The organism is Streptomyces fulvorobeus, from assembly GCF_013167895.1.
Classification (GTDB): Bacteria; Actinomycetota; Actinomycetes; order Streptomycetales; family Streptomycetaceae; genus Streptomyces; species Streptomyces fulvorobeus.
In genome coordinates this window covers 4,045,586-4,060,387 of sequence record NZ_BLWC01000001.1, presented here as the reverse complement: position 1 = coordinate 4,060,387, position 14,802 = coordinate 4,045,586, and the positions used below count along the sequence as shown (strand labels likewise).

Annotated in this window: 14 protein-coding genes; 1 reads left to right on the top strand and 13 read right to left on the bottom strand. The window is 69.9% G+C overall.

Annotated features, from left to right (window positions below; genetic code table 11):
* Positions 1 to 27: 27 nt before the first annotated feature.
* From Sfulv_RS18535 to Sfulv_RS18480, 12 genes are all read right to left on the bottom strand, one after another.
* Entirely contained in the window at positions 28 to 627 is a 600-nt protein-coding gene (locus Sfulv_RS18535; RefSeq protein WP_173317978.1) for a pilus assembly protein TadG-related protein, read from the bottom strand.
* Positions 627 to 860, bottom strand: coding sequence for a hypothetical protein (locus Sfulv_RS18530; protein ID WP_173315503.1), 234 nt, complete (start codon positions 858 to 860; stop codon positions 627 to 629). The genes Sfulv_RS18535 and Sfulv_RS18530 overlap by 1 nt, the downstream gene beginning before the upstream one ends.
* A 203-nt stretch (positions 861 to 1,063) precedes the next feature.
* Positions 1,064 to 2,146: a response regulator transcription factor gene (locus Sfulv_RS18525; protein WP_173315501.1), complete on the bottom strand. Its 1,083-nt coding sequence runs from the start codon at positions 2,144 to 2,146 to the stop codon at positions 1,064 to 1,066.
* A 16-nt stretch (positions 2,147 to 2,162) separates the two neighbouring features.
* The gene (locus tag Sfulv_RS18520) at positions 2,163 to 3,578 is read right to left on the bottom strand and encodes a sensor histidine kinase (protein WP_173315499.1); all 1,416 of its coding nucleotides are present in this window, start codon (positions 3,576 to 3,578) and stop codon (positions 2,163 to 2,165) included.
* A 63-nt stretch (positions 3,579 to 3,641) separates the two neighbouring features.
* On the bottom strand, positions 3,642 to 4,529 hold the full coding sequence (locus tag Sfulv_RS18515) for a DUF5936 domain-containing protein (RefSeq protein WP_173315497.1): 888 nt from the start codon (positions 4,527 to 4,529) through the stop codon (positions 3,642 to 3,644).
* Positions 4,530 to 4,573: 44 nt separating this feature from the next.
* Entirely contained in the window at positions 4,574 to 5,512 is a 939-nt protein-coding gene (locus tag Sfulv_RS18510; RefSeq protein WP_173315495.1) for a type II secretion system F family protein, read from the bottom strand.
* A gap of 76 nt (positions 5,513 to 5,588) precedes the next feature.
* On the bottom strand, positions 5,589 to 6,929 hold the full coding sequence (locus Sfulv_RS18505; RefSeq protein WP_173315493.1) for a TadA family conjugal transfer-associated ATPase: 1,341 nt from the start codon (positions 6,927 to 6,929) through the stop codon (positions 5,589 to 5,591).
* Between the two features lie 36 nt (positions 6,930 to 6,965).
* Positions 6,966 to 7,415 (bottom strand): TadE/TadG family type IV pilus assembly protein, encoded by a 450-nt coding sequence (locus Sfulv_RS18500; protein ID WP_173315491.1) that lies wholly within the window; start codon positions 7,413 to 7,415, stop codon positions 6,966 to 6,968.
* On the bottom strand, positions 7,412 to 7,756 hold the full coding sequence (locus tag Sfulv_RS18495; RefSeq protein WP_173317976.1) for a pilus assembly protein: 345 nt from the start codon (positions 7,754 to 7,756) through the stop codon (positions 7,412 to 7,414). Before Sfulv_RS18495 ends, Sfulv_RS18500 begins: the two co-directional genes overlap by 4 nt.
* Before the next feature lie 135 nt (positions 7,757 to 7,891).
* Positions 7,892 to 9,139: a CpaE/TadZ family protein gene (locus tag Sfulv_RS18490; RefSeq protein WP_173315489.1), complete on the bottom strand. Its 1,248-nt coding sequence runs from the start codon at positions 9,137 to 9,139 to the stop codon at positions 7,892 to 7,894.
* A 7-nt stretch (positions 9,140 to 9,146) separates the two neighbouring features.
* Positions 9,147 to 9,863 (bottom strand): Flp pilus assembly protein CpaB, encoded by a 717-nt coding sequence (gene cpaB / locus Sfulv_RS18485; RefSeq protein WP_173315487.1) that lies wholly within the window; start codon positions 9,861 to 9,863, stop codon positions 9,147 to 9,149.
* 73 nt (positions 9,864 to 9,936) lie between these two features.
* Entirely contained in the window at positions 9,937 to 10,797 is an 861-nt protein-coding gene (locus tag Sfulv_RS18480; protein ID WP_173315485.1) for a hypothetical protein, read from the bottom strand.
* A 683-nt stretch (positions 10,798 to 11,480) separates the two neighbouring features.
* Between Sfulv_RS18480 and Sfulv_RS18475 the strand changes: the two genes are divergently transcribed.
* On the top strand, positions 11,481 to 13,199 hold the full coding sequence (locus tag Sfulv_RS18475) for a chitinase (RefSeq protein WP_256668988.1): 1,719 nt from the start codon (positions 11,481 to 11,483) through the stop codon (positions 13,197 to 13,199).
* 136 nt (positions 13,200 to 13,335) lie between these two features.
* On the opposite strand, the gene Sfulv_RS18470 is transcribed toward Sfulv_RS18475, so the two are convergent.
* On the bottom strand, positions 13,336 to 14,649 hold the full coding sequence (locus Sfulv_RS18470) for an Nramp family divalent metal transporter (RefSeq protein WP_173315481.1): 1,314 nt from the start codon (positions 14,647 to 14,649) through the stop codon (positions 13,336 to 13,338).
* Positions 14,650 to 14,802: the final 153 nt, after the last annotated feature.

The following is a 14,802-nucleotide window of genomic DNA, read 5'->3' as shown; positions in this document are numbered from 1 at the left end:
GTCCAGTTCCTTTGCGTTCGATCGTGGTCAGTCTTCGGCCAGTCGTACAGTGAAGAGATCGGTCATGTCCGGCAGAAGCGCCAGGTCCTTGGGGTCGATGACCCATTTCCTGGTGTCGCAGGCGAGCGCGCCGGGAGACGGCGCCGTCACAACCGGGTTCGGGATGAACGTGCAGCGAGGCTCGACGACGGCCACCGACGTCGCCTTCGCCCGCTTTCCCTGCGTGCCCGGAACCAGGTTTGCGCTCATGCCCCTGTTCGACCTGACATCGACCGTGAAACCCCAGCGGCCGTCGAAGAGCATGCGGCAGCCGACAGGAGCGGCGTCGTTCTGAGCGGCGAACTGGGACGCCTTCGCACACCCGTTGTGGGTGCCGGGGAAAGGCCCGTTGAACAACGTCGCCAGGTAAGTCCTGTCCAGAATGTGGGCCCGTAGGTACATCTCTTCCAGACTGCGCGATTCCTGGGCCGCCGCCAGCGCCGCGGCGTCCGCCGCACTCTGGGCGCCATTGCGCCTGACATCCGCTTCACCGAACGCAAAGAAGATCAACGCGAGAAAGAGCAGGCCCACCACCGCTGTGATGTACAGCGGTGCGGCCTGCCCTGCCTCGCGGCGCGAGGAGAGCATCACCCGCCCAGGACCTCGCCGATCTTGGAGGTGAACGTGCTGGCGATCTCGGCGCCCATGTTCGTCTGCAGCAGCGCCACCACGATCGCCACCACCAGAATCGTGATGCCCACGTACTCGATCGCACCCTGGCCCTTGTCGCTCCGGCGCTTCATGGCTTCGACGGCCGTGTTCTTCCAGCCGTTGACGTAGGACTGCGCCGCGGTGGCGGCCTTCAGGGTGATGTTCGACATGGTGTTCCCCTCCGAGTTCGGCCGACCGGAGATCGGCCGACGCTGCTGCGTATGTCGTCGTGCCGTCAGCGCTTCCGGCTTCCTCCAGGCCGGTCCCGCTTCCGACATGAGAAACGTACGCCGGGGACGCACCCGGCCGCATGGGTCCGCGGGCCCAACTCCGGACCCAACCGTCCAGTTGGGCCTTCAGGCCCATCATCGTGTCAGCCATGTCCCGTCGACCCCCCGGACGGCATGCGGTGCCAGACGGCGATGGCTTCGCCCCGGCTGCCGGCGTGCAACTTGGCGAAGATGCGGTTGATGTGGTTCTTGACCGTCTTCTGGCTGATGAAGCAGGTGGCCGCGATCTGCTGATTGGTCATGCCCGAAGCGATCAGGTCCATCACTTCCACCTCCCGTTCACTCAGCTCGGCGATCATTCCCCGGGCCGCAGGAGCACGAACCCCTGTGGACGAGAGTCCCACAGCTGGTTGCTTAAGCGAAGCCCTTTGCGGGAAACCCGCGGACCCCAACTCGCCCTGTACCGGCTCCACCTGCGGGTACCGGTCCGGGCTCGGCATGGGCGGATCGGGTGCCTCGTGTGCGGACGCAGATACCGGGGCGGCAGGCGACGCCGCGGGGCGGTGGCCGGGGCCGTTGCACGCCGTGCCCAGTCCTTCCGGCAGGGGCCGGTCCTCCTGGCCCGGGCCGGCCCCTGCGCGTACCGACTCGCGCAGGGCGCTGGAGGCGGAGTACGTGAAGTGGGCCCGGCCCTCCTTCGTGTCGCGGACGGCGGCCACGAGCTGGTCGGCGGTGAACTCGCCGTGCACCAGATAGCCCCCGGCGCCCAGCCGCAGCGCCTCGTGGACGATCTCGCTCTCGCGGCTGTACGTCATCATCAGCACCGGGGCCAGGCGCACCAGGTGCGGCAGGGCCGAGATGCCGTCGACGCCCGGCATGCGGACGTCCAGCAGGACGACGTCGGGGCGGTGGCGTACCACCATCTCGTACGCCTGGCGGCCGTCTGCCGCCTCCGCGACCACCTCGATGTCGTCGCGGCCGTGGAGCAGGACCGTCAGCCCGGCCCGTACGACCGGGTTGTCGTCGGCCACGACGACTCCGAGAGGCGGCGGGGGCGGTAGGGCGTCCGGGGCGGGGAAGGCCGGGAACTCGGTGGATGCCGTAGGGGTGGGCGGACGGGAGGTGGGTGGGGAGCTGAGCGGGCTGGTACGCGAGGACGGGTGCGTCGGGACGTGCGGGCGCTGTGTCCACTGCTCTCCGGAGCTGCGGGAGATCTCGTCCGGCATGGTGCGGCCTCCTCTCTCAGGGTGGGGACTGTGGTGGTGCGGCGGGCGGTGAGGCTGTCGTCAGGGCGGGCGGCACCTTGTCCGGGTGTCCGCGGGAGCGGTCACGGATACCCGGGGGCGGGGCGGGAGGAGAGGGCGGTGGTGCCAGGTCCATCGCTGCCAGCGACAGGTCGAGCCGGACCTCGGTACCCCGCGCGGCATGGCCCCGGCCGATGCGGATGCGGGCGCCGATGGAGGCGGCGCGCTCGACCATGCCGACCAGGCCGAAGTGGCCGGCCCTGCGGAGGTCGGCCAGTGAGGTGCCCGGGGGCAGGCCCTCGCCGTCGTCGTACACGCTGATGCGTACGGTGTCGCGGACCAGGCCCGCGGAGACGTCCACATAGCTGGGGTGGCCGTGGCGCCGGGCGTTCTCCATGGCCTCGGTGGCGATGGTGAGCGCGTGCCTGGCCACCGCGTGCGGGATCGGCGGGACAGGGCCGTCGCCGAGCGGGCGGAAGACGGCCCTGACCCCGTGTCGCCGCTCGAAGTCGGATGTCCGGGCCCGGAGTTCGCCGATGACGTCGACCCCGCCGTCCAGTCCGGATTCCCGGCGCAGGTCGGAGAGGAGTTCGCGGGACTCGGCGGCGGCCCGGCGGGCGGCACGCGCCACCAGCTCCGCCTGGCGCTTCACCGTGAGCGGGTCCATCCGGTCGGCCGTGTCCGCGAGTCCGTCGGCGGCGAGCGCGAGGCCGTGCAGGGTCTTGGCCACGGAGTCGTGCATCTCGCGCGCGAGGCGGGCGCGCTCCTCTCCCACCGCGCTGTTCACCGCCAGGCGGGCGCGGGTGTCGGTCAGAGCCTGGGACGCGGCGCCGAAACGGAGGAGCAGGCCCCGCAGCGCACTGCCGACCGCTCCGGCCATGATGCAGAGCCCGGCCACGAGGAGCGCCGAAGCGTCCGCCTCGACCTTCTGGCTGACTCCGTAGGCGGTGGCCAGGAGCAACGACTGGAGCACGGCGAAGATCGCGCTGCCTCGCCAGCCGTAGACCAGGCCCGCGAGCAGCGGGGTGCAGACCGTGACGTACGTGAGGGTGGAGCCGGGGGTCGCGGCGAAGAGCAGGAGCGCGCCGAACAGCATGTCCGCCGCGAGGAGTGAGGGGTGGCGCAGGAGGATCGGGCCGAAGCGTTCCCAGTCCCGCATGAGGGCGTAGGACACCATGACGGTGACGAGTACCGCCGCTCCCACCAGCCAGCTGCCCAGGCTGTCGTCGACGCCGGCGAGGGCGAAGGGGGCGGCGAGGGCGGTCATCGCGAGGCGGAAGCCGAAGAGCTGGCGGCACAGTGCCTGGAGGGCGTTCACCTGGATGGGCAGGGCCGGGACGTGGCCGGGCGTGGTCTCGGCCGTGGCCGCGTCCGGTCCGCCGGTGAGTGCCGGTCCTGTCTGCCGGGGGCTCATGGGCCCTCACCTCCTCGTCCGCTGTCGGTGGGTGCGCTCCTGCGTACTCGGTCAGTACCGCGGTCAGCTCCCGAAGACGTCTCCGATGTTGACGTCGGCCGCGTAGTAGAAGCCGACGCCGATCAGGATCATGGTTCCGGGGAGCATGAAGCTGGTGATGATGAGTGTCGCCTTGGGTACGGCCTTGGACGCCTTGCGGCGGGCGTTCTGGGCGTCGGTGCGGCGCATGTCGTTGGCGATCTGGATGAGGGTCTCGACGATCGGGGCACCGAGTTCCTCACCCTGCTGGAGGGCCGAGACGAACATCGAGACCTGCTCGGACTCGTTGCGCCTGCGGAGCTGGTCGAAGGCGTCCCGGCGGCTCACCCCCATGTCCATCTGGCGCAGCGTGATGCGGAGTTCGTCGGCCCAGGGGCCCGCGTACTTCTCCGCCACCCGTTCCAGGGCCTGCCGGAAGCCGAGGCCGGCCGAGACGACGACGGCGAGGACGTCGAGGAAGTCGGGGAGGGTGCGGTCGATGTCGTCCTTGCGCCGGCTGATGGCCGAACGGATGATCACGTCGGTCCAGAAGTAGCCGTACACGAGCAGGAGGACGGCGAGGACCGTCTGTCCGTTCATGAGCATCGCCAGTGCGGCCACCGTCCCCAGGCCGGTGTAGACCGCCCGCCTGGCCGCGTACCGGTCGACCGTCATACCACCCGGGTTGCCCGCCATGTCCAGTCTGCGGCGCACCTTGTCGACCCGCTTGGGACCCATCATGCGCAGCACCCGGGGCGCGTACCGCATACCGAGGCGGTCGATCGCCGAACCGGCGGCCGTGGTGCGGGTGGCGCCGACCTCCAGGGCGATGGCCAGGTCACCGGGGAGTTTGGCGTCGGCGCGGTACATGCGGATGCCGGCGAAGGCCCCGTACACGGCGAGTCCGAAGACGGCCGCGATCAGAAGGTCCATGAGGTGTCGGGTTCCTCTCTTCTCGGATGGGCGGGCCGTCGGACTCAGATGCGTACGCGGGTGAGCCGGTTGATCAGGAAGAAGCCCAGGCCGTACAGGCCGGCGGCGATGACGACGGCGATCCGGCCGGGTGTGGCGGCCGTCATGTCGTCGAGTGCTCCGGCGCGCATGCCGTTGATGAGCAGCAGGAAGCCCATGCCGAGGATGGGGACGGCGACGGCCGTCACCTTCACCTGGGAGAGCAGGGTGGTGACCTCGCGCCGGGTCTCCTTGCGTTCCTCCAGCGTCTCCGTGAGGTTGCGCAGCGAGGAGACGATCGTGCCGCCCGCCCGGTTGGAGAGGATGAGGGTGGAGACGAGCACGGTCAGTTCGCGGGACGGCAGCCGCTCGACCAGTTCGTTGAGCGCGTCGTCCAGGGAGTGGCCCACGGCCAGCCGGTCGGCGACGCGGCGCAGTTCCTCGTGGGCCGGGTCGTCCAGCTCCTCGACGGCCATGGCGATCGCCGTACGCAGGGCGAGGCCGGCCTGGGTGGCGTTGGCGAGGACGCGGGTGAGCTCCGGGAGCTGGTTGATGAACGCCTCGGTGCGCCTGTTGCGCTGGTAGGTGAGGAAGGCGTTGCCGCCCCAGAGCCCGATGAGGGCGGCGAGCAGGCCGAAGAACGGGGCGAAGACGGAGCCGACGACGAAGTAGAGGCCGAGCAGGGACGCCACCACGTAGACGGCGTACTCGCCGGGTGTCAGGTCCAGGCCCGTCGCCGAGATCTTGCGCTCGATCCGCTTGCCGAGGGCCGTCCTGCGCAGCCGCCGGTCGATCCCGCGGAAGCGCCGGTTGCGTCCGCCGATGGTGACCTGCCCCGTCTGGGACATGCGCTCGAAGAGGATCTGCCGCTGCGCCTTGCCCGAGGAGTAGGTGTGCACGCCGAGTACGGCGAACAGGCCGGCGAGCAGCGTGACGCCGATCGTCAGGAGCGGGAGATTATCCATGGCGGGCGGGGACCTTCTCGGTGAGCGGCGGGCGGGGTCGGTGAGCGGTGCGGGCGGGCGCGGGCGGTGGTGGTCCTCAGGCGGTGGATCTGCGCATGACCAGCTGGTCCTCCGACCGGGCGACGCCGAAGGCGGCGGGGATCGCCTCGCTCGTCATGTAGAGGCGCTCGGCGACCCGGCGGGGCAGTGGGTAGTACTCGAAGGTGCCGTGGACGCGTCCGTCCGCGGTGACGGGGCGGGACTTGAAGCGGCAGACGGAGACGATCCGGTAGTCCTCGCGGCCGTAGGAGTCGACGACGGCGATCTCGGTGATGCGGCGGGACCCGTCGGCGTGCCGGGTGAGCTGCACGATCACGTCGACGGCGCTGTTGATCTGGTCGTGGATCGCCACGAACGGGATCTCCACCTCGGACATGGAGCTCAGCGTCTGCAGACGCATCAGGGCGTCCTCCGCGTTGTTCGCGTGGACGGTGGCGAGCGAGCCGTCGTGACCGGTGGACATGGCCTGGAGCATGTCGAGGGTCTCGCCGCCACGGACCTCACCGACGATGATGCGGTCGGGCCGCATGCGCAGGGAGTTGCGGACGAGGTCGCGGATGGTGATCTGGCCCTTGCCCTCGACGTTCGACGGACGGCTCTCCAGTGTGATCACGTGGGACTGCTGGAGCTGGAGCTCGGCGGAGTCCTCGATGGTGACGATGCGCTCGCCGTTCGGGATCAGCCCGGACAGGGCGTTGAGCAGGGTGGTCTTGCCGGTGCCTGTGGCGCCGGAGACGATCACGTTGAACTTCGCGCGGACCAGTCCCGCGAGCAGCATCAGCATGTGCTCGTCGAGTGAGCCGAGGCCGATCATCTCCTGGAGCGTGAAGGCCCGGGGGAAGCGGCGGATGGTGAGGATGGGGCCCGTGAGCGAGAGCGGCGGGATGATCACGTTGACACGCTCGCCGGAGGGCAGACGGGCGTCGACCATCGGGTTGGCCTCGTCGACACGGCGGTTGACCGTGGAGACGATGCGCTCGATGGTCTGCATCAGCTGCTCGGTGGACGAGAAGCGCATGGGCAGGAGTTCGAGGCGGCCGCCTCGCTCCACGTACACCTGGTCGGGGCCGTTGACCATGATCTCGCTGATGGACGCGTCTTCGAGGAGTGGTTCGAGGATGCCCAGTCCCAGGGCCTCGTCGACGACCCGGCGGATGAGGTGGGAGCGCTCCATGGAGGAGAGGACGGGACCCTCGCGGCTGATGATGTGTCCCAGTACGCGCTCCAGGCGCGCTCTGCGCTCGGCCGCCGCGAGGGCGGACATCTCGGCGAGGTCGATCTCCTCCAGGAGCTTGGCACGGTAGACCCCGACCAGCCGGCTCTCCTCGCTGAGCCCGTTCACCGGCTCGGGGCTCGTGATGCGCGCCCGCAGGCTCATGTCCTCAACTCCCTGTGGTGGTGCGGTGTCACGGGGTCAGCCGCGCGGCATGGTGGCGCTCTTGCTGACTTCCCCGAAGTCGAACACCGGGATCACGGCGGGGATGTCGATCTCCACGGTCACGGTCACCTCGTCGAAGCCGTTGCTCACACTGACGTCGGCGTCGTCGGCCAGCCAGCCGCTCATGGAGGCGTACGCCGCCTGGTCGGCGGACATGGTGGCGCGGTCGTACGAGCCCACGCGGGCGCCCGAACGGGAGGCGGTGCCCGCCTGCTGGGCGGCGTAGACCGCGATGCCGAGCTGGACGACGGCCATGGCGACGACGAGGAGGAGGGTGAGGACGCCCACGTACTCGATGGCGGCCTGGCCGTCCTGCGGGGCGCGGCGGGCGCGCGGGAAGGAGCGGACGTGTGGAGTGGTGGGCGGGAAGACGCGGACGCGTGCGGCGGGGCGCGGGAAACCGCTGGTGCGCGGGGTTCGGGTCACCGTTCCCAGCTCCTCTCCAGGTTGGCCGACGCCTCGCCGGGCAGCGAGATCGGCAGGTTGAAGGCGCCGGGGAAGAGCAGCGGTACCTGCACGCGCACGTCCGCCGTCATCAGGTCGCCCTGCGCGGAGCAGGAGAAGTCGGCGTCCCAGGCGCCCGGCAGATCCTCCCGCCCGGCCTCTTCGCAGGCCCCCTGCGCGTTGCCCTCCGCGGTGGTGGCGGCGGTGACCGCCTTGTCGGCCGCGTTGCCCGCGAGCATGAAGGTGTAGCCGACCATGGCGGCCTGCCAGAGCAGAGCCAGCGTGATCAGGATCAGCGGGAGCGTCCCGGTGAACTCGATGATCGCCTGGCCCCGGTCGCCCCACGGCCGGCGAGCGGTCGCGTCCTCATCGTCCGGGCCGGCTCCCTGTGGTGCGGTCGGTCCTTGAGTCGGTTTCACCTGTCCCCCTCGCTCGTCTCGCCCGTACCGCTGCGGTCCTCACGTCGTACGGCCTCGCCGGCCGCCGAACGAACCCCGGTCACCCTTGAGCCTGCCCTGCTTCTGGGCGCCTTCGGTGTGCTTCACCAGACCCAGGTCGCCGGCGAGGCCCCAGAGGGCCTGTTTGACCGTGGACTTGGCCTCCAGGTCCTGCATGCGGCCCGCGTCGACCACCGCGTGGAGTTCCTTGAAGTTGGCGGGGACCACGATCCGGGCGACCTTCGTCGCCGTGATCCGTTCGATCAGGGGCGGCTGGATCTCCGTGTTGCGGGTGTAGCGGTTGACGACCGTGATCGTCTCCTCCGCCTTGCGGATCTGGAGCCGGTCCCAGAGCCGGACCATGCGCTTGGCGGCGCGGACGGTGACCACGTCCGGGGTGGCCACCAGGAGCGTGCGGTCCGCCATCTCGATCGCGGCGGCGTTGGCGGTGTTCATGTGCGTACCGCAGTCGATGACCACGATCTCGAAGCGGTGGCGGAGGGCACTGATGATCTGGCGTACGACCCGGTCGCTGACCTCCTCGGCCCGTTCCCCCTCGCTCGGCGCGAGCAGCAGCCCCAGGCCGGTGTCGTGGTTGAACAGGGCGTCCTGGAGGACCCGCGGCGAGATGTCCTGGATGGTCGACAGGTCGACGATCGACCTGCGGAACTGGACGTCCAGGTAGGAGGCGACGTCTCCGGACTGGAGGTCCAGGTCCACGAGCGCGACGGTGTGTCCCGACGCCTTCGCGGCCAGGGCGAGCTGGACGGCGGTGACGGTGGTGCCGACACCGCCCTTGGCTCCGCTGACGGTGACGACGGTGCCGCTCGGGCCGGTGAGGACGTCCGCGCCCGCGCCCAGGTGGCGCCGCACCCCGACGGACCAGCCCGCCGCCGCCTGAACGCGCTGGGCCAGCTCCTCGTACGAGAGGGGGAGGCCGACCAGGCCACGGGCGCCGGAGTCCATGGCCGCCGAGTAGAGCCCGGGGCTCGCGTCGGCGGTGACCAGGACGACCCCGACCGCCGGGAAGCGCAGGGCCACCTCCCGGATCAGCTCCAGGGCCGGGACCGGGCCGATCCGCTCGTGCACGAGCACCACCTCGGGCAGCTCGTCCAGCGACTCGCCGGCGAGCCGGGCCAGGGTGTCGAGCAGCGAGGTGGAGTCACCCAGTGGTCCGGCCGGCTCCGCGTCGGGGAGCTGGCTGAGCAGGGTGGTGATGGCTCGGGCGGCGTCGGCGTCGCCGACAGCCGGGAGGATTCTGGTGCTCATCCGGCCCTCACTTGTTCTTGTCTTCGTCGAGGTGGTAACTGCCCTCACCGGGACGGAGCGTGGTGGGGCTGTTCTCGGGCAGCAGGGCCAGCCGCACGTGTTCGGCGAAGGACTCGGCGTAGGCGACGCGCTGGGCGTCGGTGGTGTTGAGGGCGAAGGTGATCGGCACGGCCTCGGTCGGGCCCGCGCCCCGGTCGCTGTCGCGCCTGGGGTCGAGGGGGGTCAGCTCGCCCACCTCGATCACCTTGGCGTTGGCCACGATGACGCGCGAGGTGGACTTCTCGCCCTCGCGCTCCCCCGCGAAGGTGGCGAAGATGTTGACGAGGTTGCCGGGGTTGATCTTGCCCGCCACCCCGGTCGCGGCGTCGATCATGATGGCGATCTCCTGCTCACCGCTCTGCAGCACGGGGCGCTTGACGATCATGTCGTCCTGGAGCAGGGAGCCGGCACGCAGTTCGGTGACGGCGATCTTGCCTTTGACCACCGCGAGGTCGGTGACCGCGTTGGCGGACAGCCACCGCTCGGGCATCTCTATCTCCTCGAACTGCCCCGGCTGCAGCGAGGTGTAGGGCGCGATGTCCGACTTGACCTGGTACGCCGTCACTTCCGGCCCGACCTTCGAATTCACGTCGCTGATCACCGAGAGCACGCCGGCGAAGGCGCCGAACGCGCAGAGGACCGAGAGGAGCAGGAGGATGACGCCGCGGCGTTGCCGTGAATTCATGAGGGGAGCAACCTCGTTGGGTGACGTGGGCCGATGGGCGGGGATTCGTGGGCGGGAGCCGGGGGGCGGGGTTTCACGACCCGTGGCGCGTGGGTGTTCCCCGGGTGAGGACACCTGAGCCGTTGGTTTGGTTCTGCTGCCCCCTCAGCGGCGCCGAGCACAACCCGCAGCGGTCACCGATGAGTTCGTTTCCGCACCAGGCGCAGATCTCCCTGCGGACGGAGGAGACCAGCTGGTAGACGACCGAGATATCGGGCAGGAAGGCAGCGAATTCGATCATCTTCGCGGTGCCCCACCAGCCCGGGGAATCGGCGGGCAGCGCCACTTCGTGAACGGCCTGGACCTGCCAGGCCGGCGCCATCGTCTCCGTGACCCAGTCCGACTGGAGCTGCCCCTTCGCGACCAGCAGATGGGTCCCGAATTCCGGCCCGGACAGCTCACCAGTACCGATCTTGACCAGTTGGGGATTCGGATTGGCCAGTACGCCGAACTGCGCTCCCGGCACCCACGACTTGGCGTGCGTCTTGAGGCTGACGGGTACCCGGTCGAGTCTGGTGACCGTACTGAGGAGCGCCCCGGCGTGGATGTAGTGGGAGAGCAGCCGGGCCGCCGACGCGACCACCCCCACGCTGAAGTCGCAGACCGACAACTGCCTTAGCTGGCGCACCAGCACGGCGACACCCAGGGGCGGGAGGTCCACCTTGAGCAGGGCGATCCGGTCGCTCTCCAGCATCGACCTGATCATGTGCAGCCGCCGCTCGTGGGCGGTCGCGATGTTGGCCGGGTAGACGGCGATGACGTGGCCGTGCTGTTCGAGGAGCACGTTCATGTCGTTGAGTGCCAGTTCCAGGGGCTGCGCGTCCGGGGCGGGCAGAAGCGCCGCGGTGGGCGTCTGCTGGTCCGTGGGCGCGAGCACCAGGTCGGCGCTGGTCACTGCTATTGCGGTCGGCACGCATTTCCCCGTTCGGCTCCGGCCGCCGCGTACCGCCGGCCGCAATCGCTCTCCTGCTCCGTGCTCCTGCCCCAGCACTTTAACGACGTACGCGAGGGCAGAGAACACTTTTCGGTGCCCGGTAACGCAGGAGACTGCCCGCTCGCGCGGCGTCTTCACACCCCAAATCGGGCCAACTGGTTGTTAGTTAAATTCCGTACCAGGTGGGGTTTCCCTCCTGCCGCTCCGGAAAAATGCGCAACCGCTTTCGGGTTTACCGGCCCGGCGCCCGTGGATGGGCCCGGATCAGAGCCCCAGGGCCCACATCCGCACCCCGTTCACCTCGGCGATCACCGGGCGGGCCGGCGTGGCAGCCGTCCGCGAAGAGGGCTCCAGGAATGGATCAGATCGAGCGAATACCCCGGATCGGCCGGGGCCGGAGCGGCGGAACCTGGTACAGCACCTCCGGATACGGCAGGAAGGTGTGGCCGAAACCGGTACGGCGGCCCGCGTGGCGGCGGACGCGGCCGACCGGCTGCGGGGAGCCCGGACCGGCACGACGTCCGGGGTGGAACGGACGAGACACCGTCAGAGGTCTTGACAACTCAATTGGTCTGGACCAGTTTATGGGCACGGTGGCCACCGCGTATCCCGCCAGCACGCCCCAACTCCCCACGGAGGCAACAGTGGAACGCTCCGCAGGCAGCAGACGCCCCAGGCGTCACAGCCGACACGTCCTCGGCACCGCCACGGCTGTCCTCGTGGCCGGGGCCCTGACGGTCACCGGCCTCGTCAGCACCGCGTCGGCGGCCGACGTCAACGTGGCCAAGAACGCCGGTTTCGAAGCCGGGCTCGCCAACTGGACCTGCTCCGCGGGCAGCGGCACCACGGTCTCCTCCCCCGTACACGGCGGCACCTCGGCGCTCAAGGCGTCCCCGGCCGGCCAGGACAACGCCAGGTGTACGCAGACCGTCGCCGTGAAGCCCGGCTCCACGTACACGCTCAGCGCCTGGGTACAGGGCGGATACGCCTACCTCGGCGCCACCGGGACCGGCACCACGGACGTCTCCACCTGGACGCCTGACACCGGCAGCTGGAAGCAGCTGACGACCAGCTTCCGCACGGGTCCCAGCACCACGTCCGTCACCGTCTACACCCACGGCTGGTACGGACAGGCCGCCTACTTCGCCGACGACGTCTCCGTGACCGGCCCCGACGGCGGAGGCGGCACCGACCCCGACCCGCAGGTCCCCACCGCGCCCGCCGGGCTCTCGGCCGGTACGGCCACAGCCTCCTCCATACCCCTGACCTGGAACGCGGTCCCCGGCGCCACCGGCTACACCGTCTACCGGGACGGCGCGAAGGCCACCACCTCCACCGGTACGTCGGCGACGGTCACCGGGCTGGCCGCCGACACGGCGTACCAGTTCGCGGTCAGCGCCACCAACGCGGCCGGTGAGTCCGCCAGGTCCGCGACGGTCAGCGCCCGCACGGCGAAGACCGGCGGCCCCGTCACCTCGGTGCCGAAGCACGCGGTGACCGGGTACTGGCAGAACTTCAACAACGGCGCGGCCGTCCAGAAGCTCACCGACGTCCCCGCGCACTACGACATCATCGCGGTCTCCTTCGCCGACGCCACCGCAACACCGGGCGCCGTCGCCTTCAACCTCGACACGGCGGGGCTGAACGGCTACACCGTCGCCCAGTTCAAGGCCGACATCAAGACCAAGCAGGCGGCCGGGAAGAACGTCATCATCTCGATCGGCGGCGAGAAGGGCACCGTCGCCGTCAACAGCGACGCCTCCGCCACGGCCTTCGCCAACTCCGTCCACGCGCTCATCCAGGAGTACGGCTTCAACGGCGTCGACATCGACCTGGAGAACGGCCTCAACTCCACCTACATGACGAAGGCACTGCGCGCCCTGTCCGCGAAGACCGGTCCCGGGCTCGTCATCACCATGGCGCCGCAGACCATCGACATGCAGTCGACCTCCGGGGAGTACTTCCGGACGGCGCTCAACATCAAGGACATCCTGACCGTCGTCAACATGCAGTACTACAACAGCGGTTCGATGCTCGGCTGCGACGGCAAGGTCTACTCGCAGGGCACGGTGGACTTCCTCACCGCGCTCGCCTGCATCCAGCTGGAGGGCGGCCTCGCCCCCTCACAGGTCGGCATCGGGGTCCCGGCGTCCACCCGGGGCGCGGGCAGCGGCTACGTGTCACCGTCCATCGTGAACGCCGCCCTGGACTGCCTGACGAGGGGCACCAACTGCGGCTCGTTCAAGCCGTCGAAGACCTACCCGTCGCTGCGCGGCGCGATGACCTGGTCCACGAACTGGGACGCCACGGCGGGCAACGCCTGGTCGAACGCGGTGGGCCCGCACGTACACAACCTGCCGTAACCCCCGCGACCACCGATGACCAGCAGCGCCGCCGTTCCCCGGCGGCGCTGCTGCGTGGGCTCAGCGGACTCCGCCTCCCGACGCCGGCGTCATCGCCTACGGGTCCCGCGCCCCGCCTCCGCGCCCCGCCTCCGCGTCACCACGGCAGGTCGCGCACCTGCTGCACGCACAGCACGAGGAACAGCAGTCCGGCCGCGGCCAGCATTCCGTTGCTGAGCCAGCCGTTGCGCCACTCCCGCGGCGTACGGTCGGAGTTGAGGAGCCAGAGCAGGGTCAGCGCGAGGAAGGGCATGAAGAAGGCGCCCAGCACGCCGTAGACGATGACCAGGCCGAACGGCTCGTCCAGCCACAGCAGGGTCATCGGCGGGAACGTCAGCCAGAGCAGGTACGCGCGGAACGGCACCGACTTCTCCTGGCGGCCGACCAGCGCACCGCCCGGCCCCACCTCGTCCGCCCGGCCGCCCGCGGCCCGCTCGGCGCGGATGCGCTCGACGAAGTCGGCGAACATCAGGCTCACACCGTGCCAGACGCCGATCAGCGACGAGAACGACGTGGCGAAGAAGCCGATCAGGAACAGCTTCGCGGTGACCACGCCGAAGCGGTCCTCCAGAACCTGCCCGAGGTCGATCAGGCCCCGGTCGCCCTTGGTCAGTGCGATCTGGGAGGAGTGCAGCAGCTCGGCGCCGACGATCAGCATGGCGACGACGAAGATCCCGGTGGTGATGTAGGCGACCCGGTTGTCCAGGCGCATCACCTTCATCCAGGAGGCGTTGTTCCAGCCCTTGGCGTTCACCCAGTACCCGTACGCGGCCATGGTGATCGTGCCGCCGACCCCGCCGATCAGGCCGAGCGTGTAGATCAGCGAACCGTCGGGGAGTACGGGGGCGAGCCCGGCGAAGGACGCGCCGACGTCCGGACCGACCCGTACGGCGACGTAGACGACGACCACGAACATCACGCCGACCAGGACGGTCATGACCTTCTCGAAGACGGCGTACTGGTTGAACCAGACGAAGACCAGGCCGATCAGGCCGGTGACGATCGCCCAGGTCTTGAGCCCCGGGCCGTCCGGGAAGAGCGCCACGATGGGCAGGGCGCTGGACGACATGGCGGTCGCGCCGTAGATGAACCCCCAGATGACGACGTACACCGCGAAGTAGACGGTGGTCCACGATCCGAGCGTGCGCCAGCCCTCGAAGAGCGTGCGGCCGGTGGCGAGGTGCCACCGGCCGGCCGCCTCGGCGAGGGCGATCTTGACGAGGCAGCCGATGACGGCCGCCCACATGAGGGTGTATCCGAACTTGCTGCCCGCGATCAGTGTCGCGACCAGGTCCCCGGCGCCGACGCCGGTGGCCGCGACGACGATGCCGGGCCCGATGTACCTCCAACTCGAAACGCGCGGTCGGGAGCCGGTCTCCCCTGTTTCTCTCGTTGCACTGGTCTCGGCCATGCCGATCAACGAAGCGCAAAGAGAGCGATCGCACAAGGGGGTGTGCGCGGCGGTCCGCTGCCAGGGCGTTCCGCTCACCCGGGAGGGTGCGGCCGGTCCGGCACCTGGTCGCCGGCGCCTTCGGGGCGCCCTGCCGCGCGGGCTCCGTCCGGC

What these genes read in the sequence shown, in the direction of transcription:
- Sfulv_RS18530 (WP_173315503.1), bottom strand. Translation starts at nt 860, where the DNA reads ATGTCGAACATCACCCTGAAGGCCGCCACCGCGGCGCAGTCCTACGTC.
- Sfulv_RS18490 (WP_173315489.1), bottom strand. Translation starts at nt 9,139, where the DNA reads ATGAGCACCAGAATCCTCCCGGCTGTCGGCGACGCCGACGCCGCCCGA.
- Sfulv_RS18520 (WP_173315499.1), bottom strand. Translation starts at nt 3,578, where the DNA reads ATGAGCCCCCGGCAGACAGGACCGGCACTCACCGGCGGACCGGACGCG.
- Sfulv_RS18535 (WP_173317978.1), bottom strand. Translation starts at nt 627, where the DNA reads ATGCTCTCCTCGCGCCGCGAGGCAGGGCAGGCCGCACCGCTGTACATC.
- Sfulv_RS18510 (WP_173315495.1), bottom strand. Translation starts at nt 5,512, where the DNA reads ATGGATAATCTCCCGCTCCTGACGATCGGCGTCACGCTGCTCGCCGGC.
- Sfulv_RS18525 (WP_173315501.1), bottom strand. Translation starts at nt 2,146, where the DNA reads ATGCCGGACGAGATCTCCCGCAGCTCCGGAGAGCAGTGGACACAGCGC.
- Sfulv_RS18515 (WP_173315497.1), bottom strand. Translation starts at nt 4,529, where the DNA reads ATGGACCTTCTGATCGCGGCCGTCTTCGGACTCGCCGTGTACGGGGCC.
- Sfulv_RS18470 (WP_173315481.1), bottom strand. Translation starts at nt 14,649, where the DNA reads ATGGCCGAGACCAGTGCAACGAGAGAAACAGGGGAGACCGGCTCCCGA.
- Sfulv_RS18505 (WP_173315493.1), bottom strand. Translation starts at nt 6,929, where the DNA reads ATGAGCCTGCGGGCGCGCATCACGAGCCCCGAGCCGGTGAACGGGCTC.
- cpaB (WP_173315487.1), bottom strand. Translation starts at nt 9,863, where the DNA reads ATGAATTCACGGCAACGCCGCGGCGTCATCCTCCTGCTCCTCTCGGTC.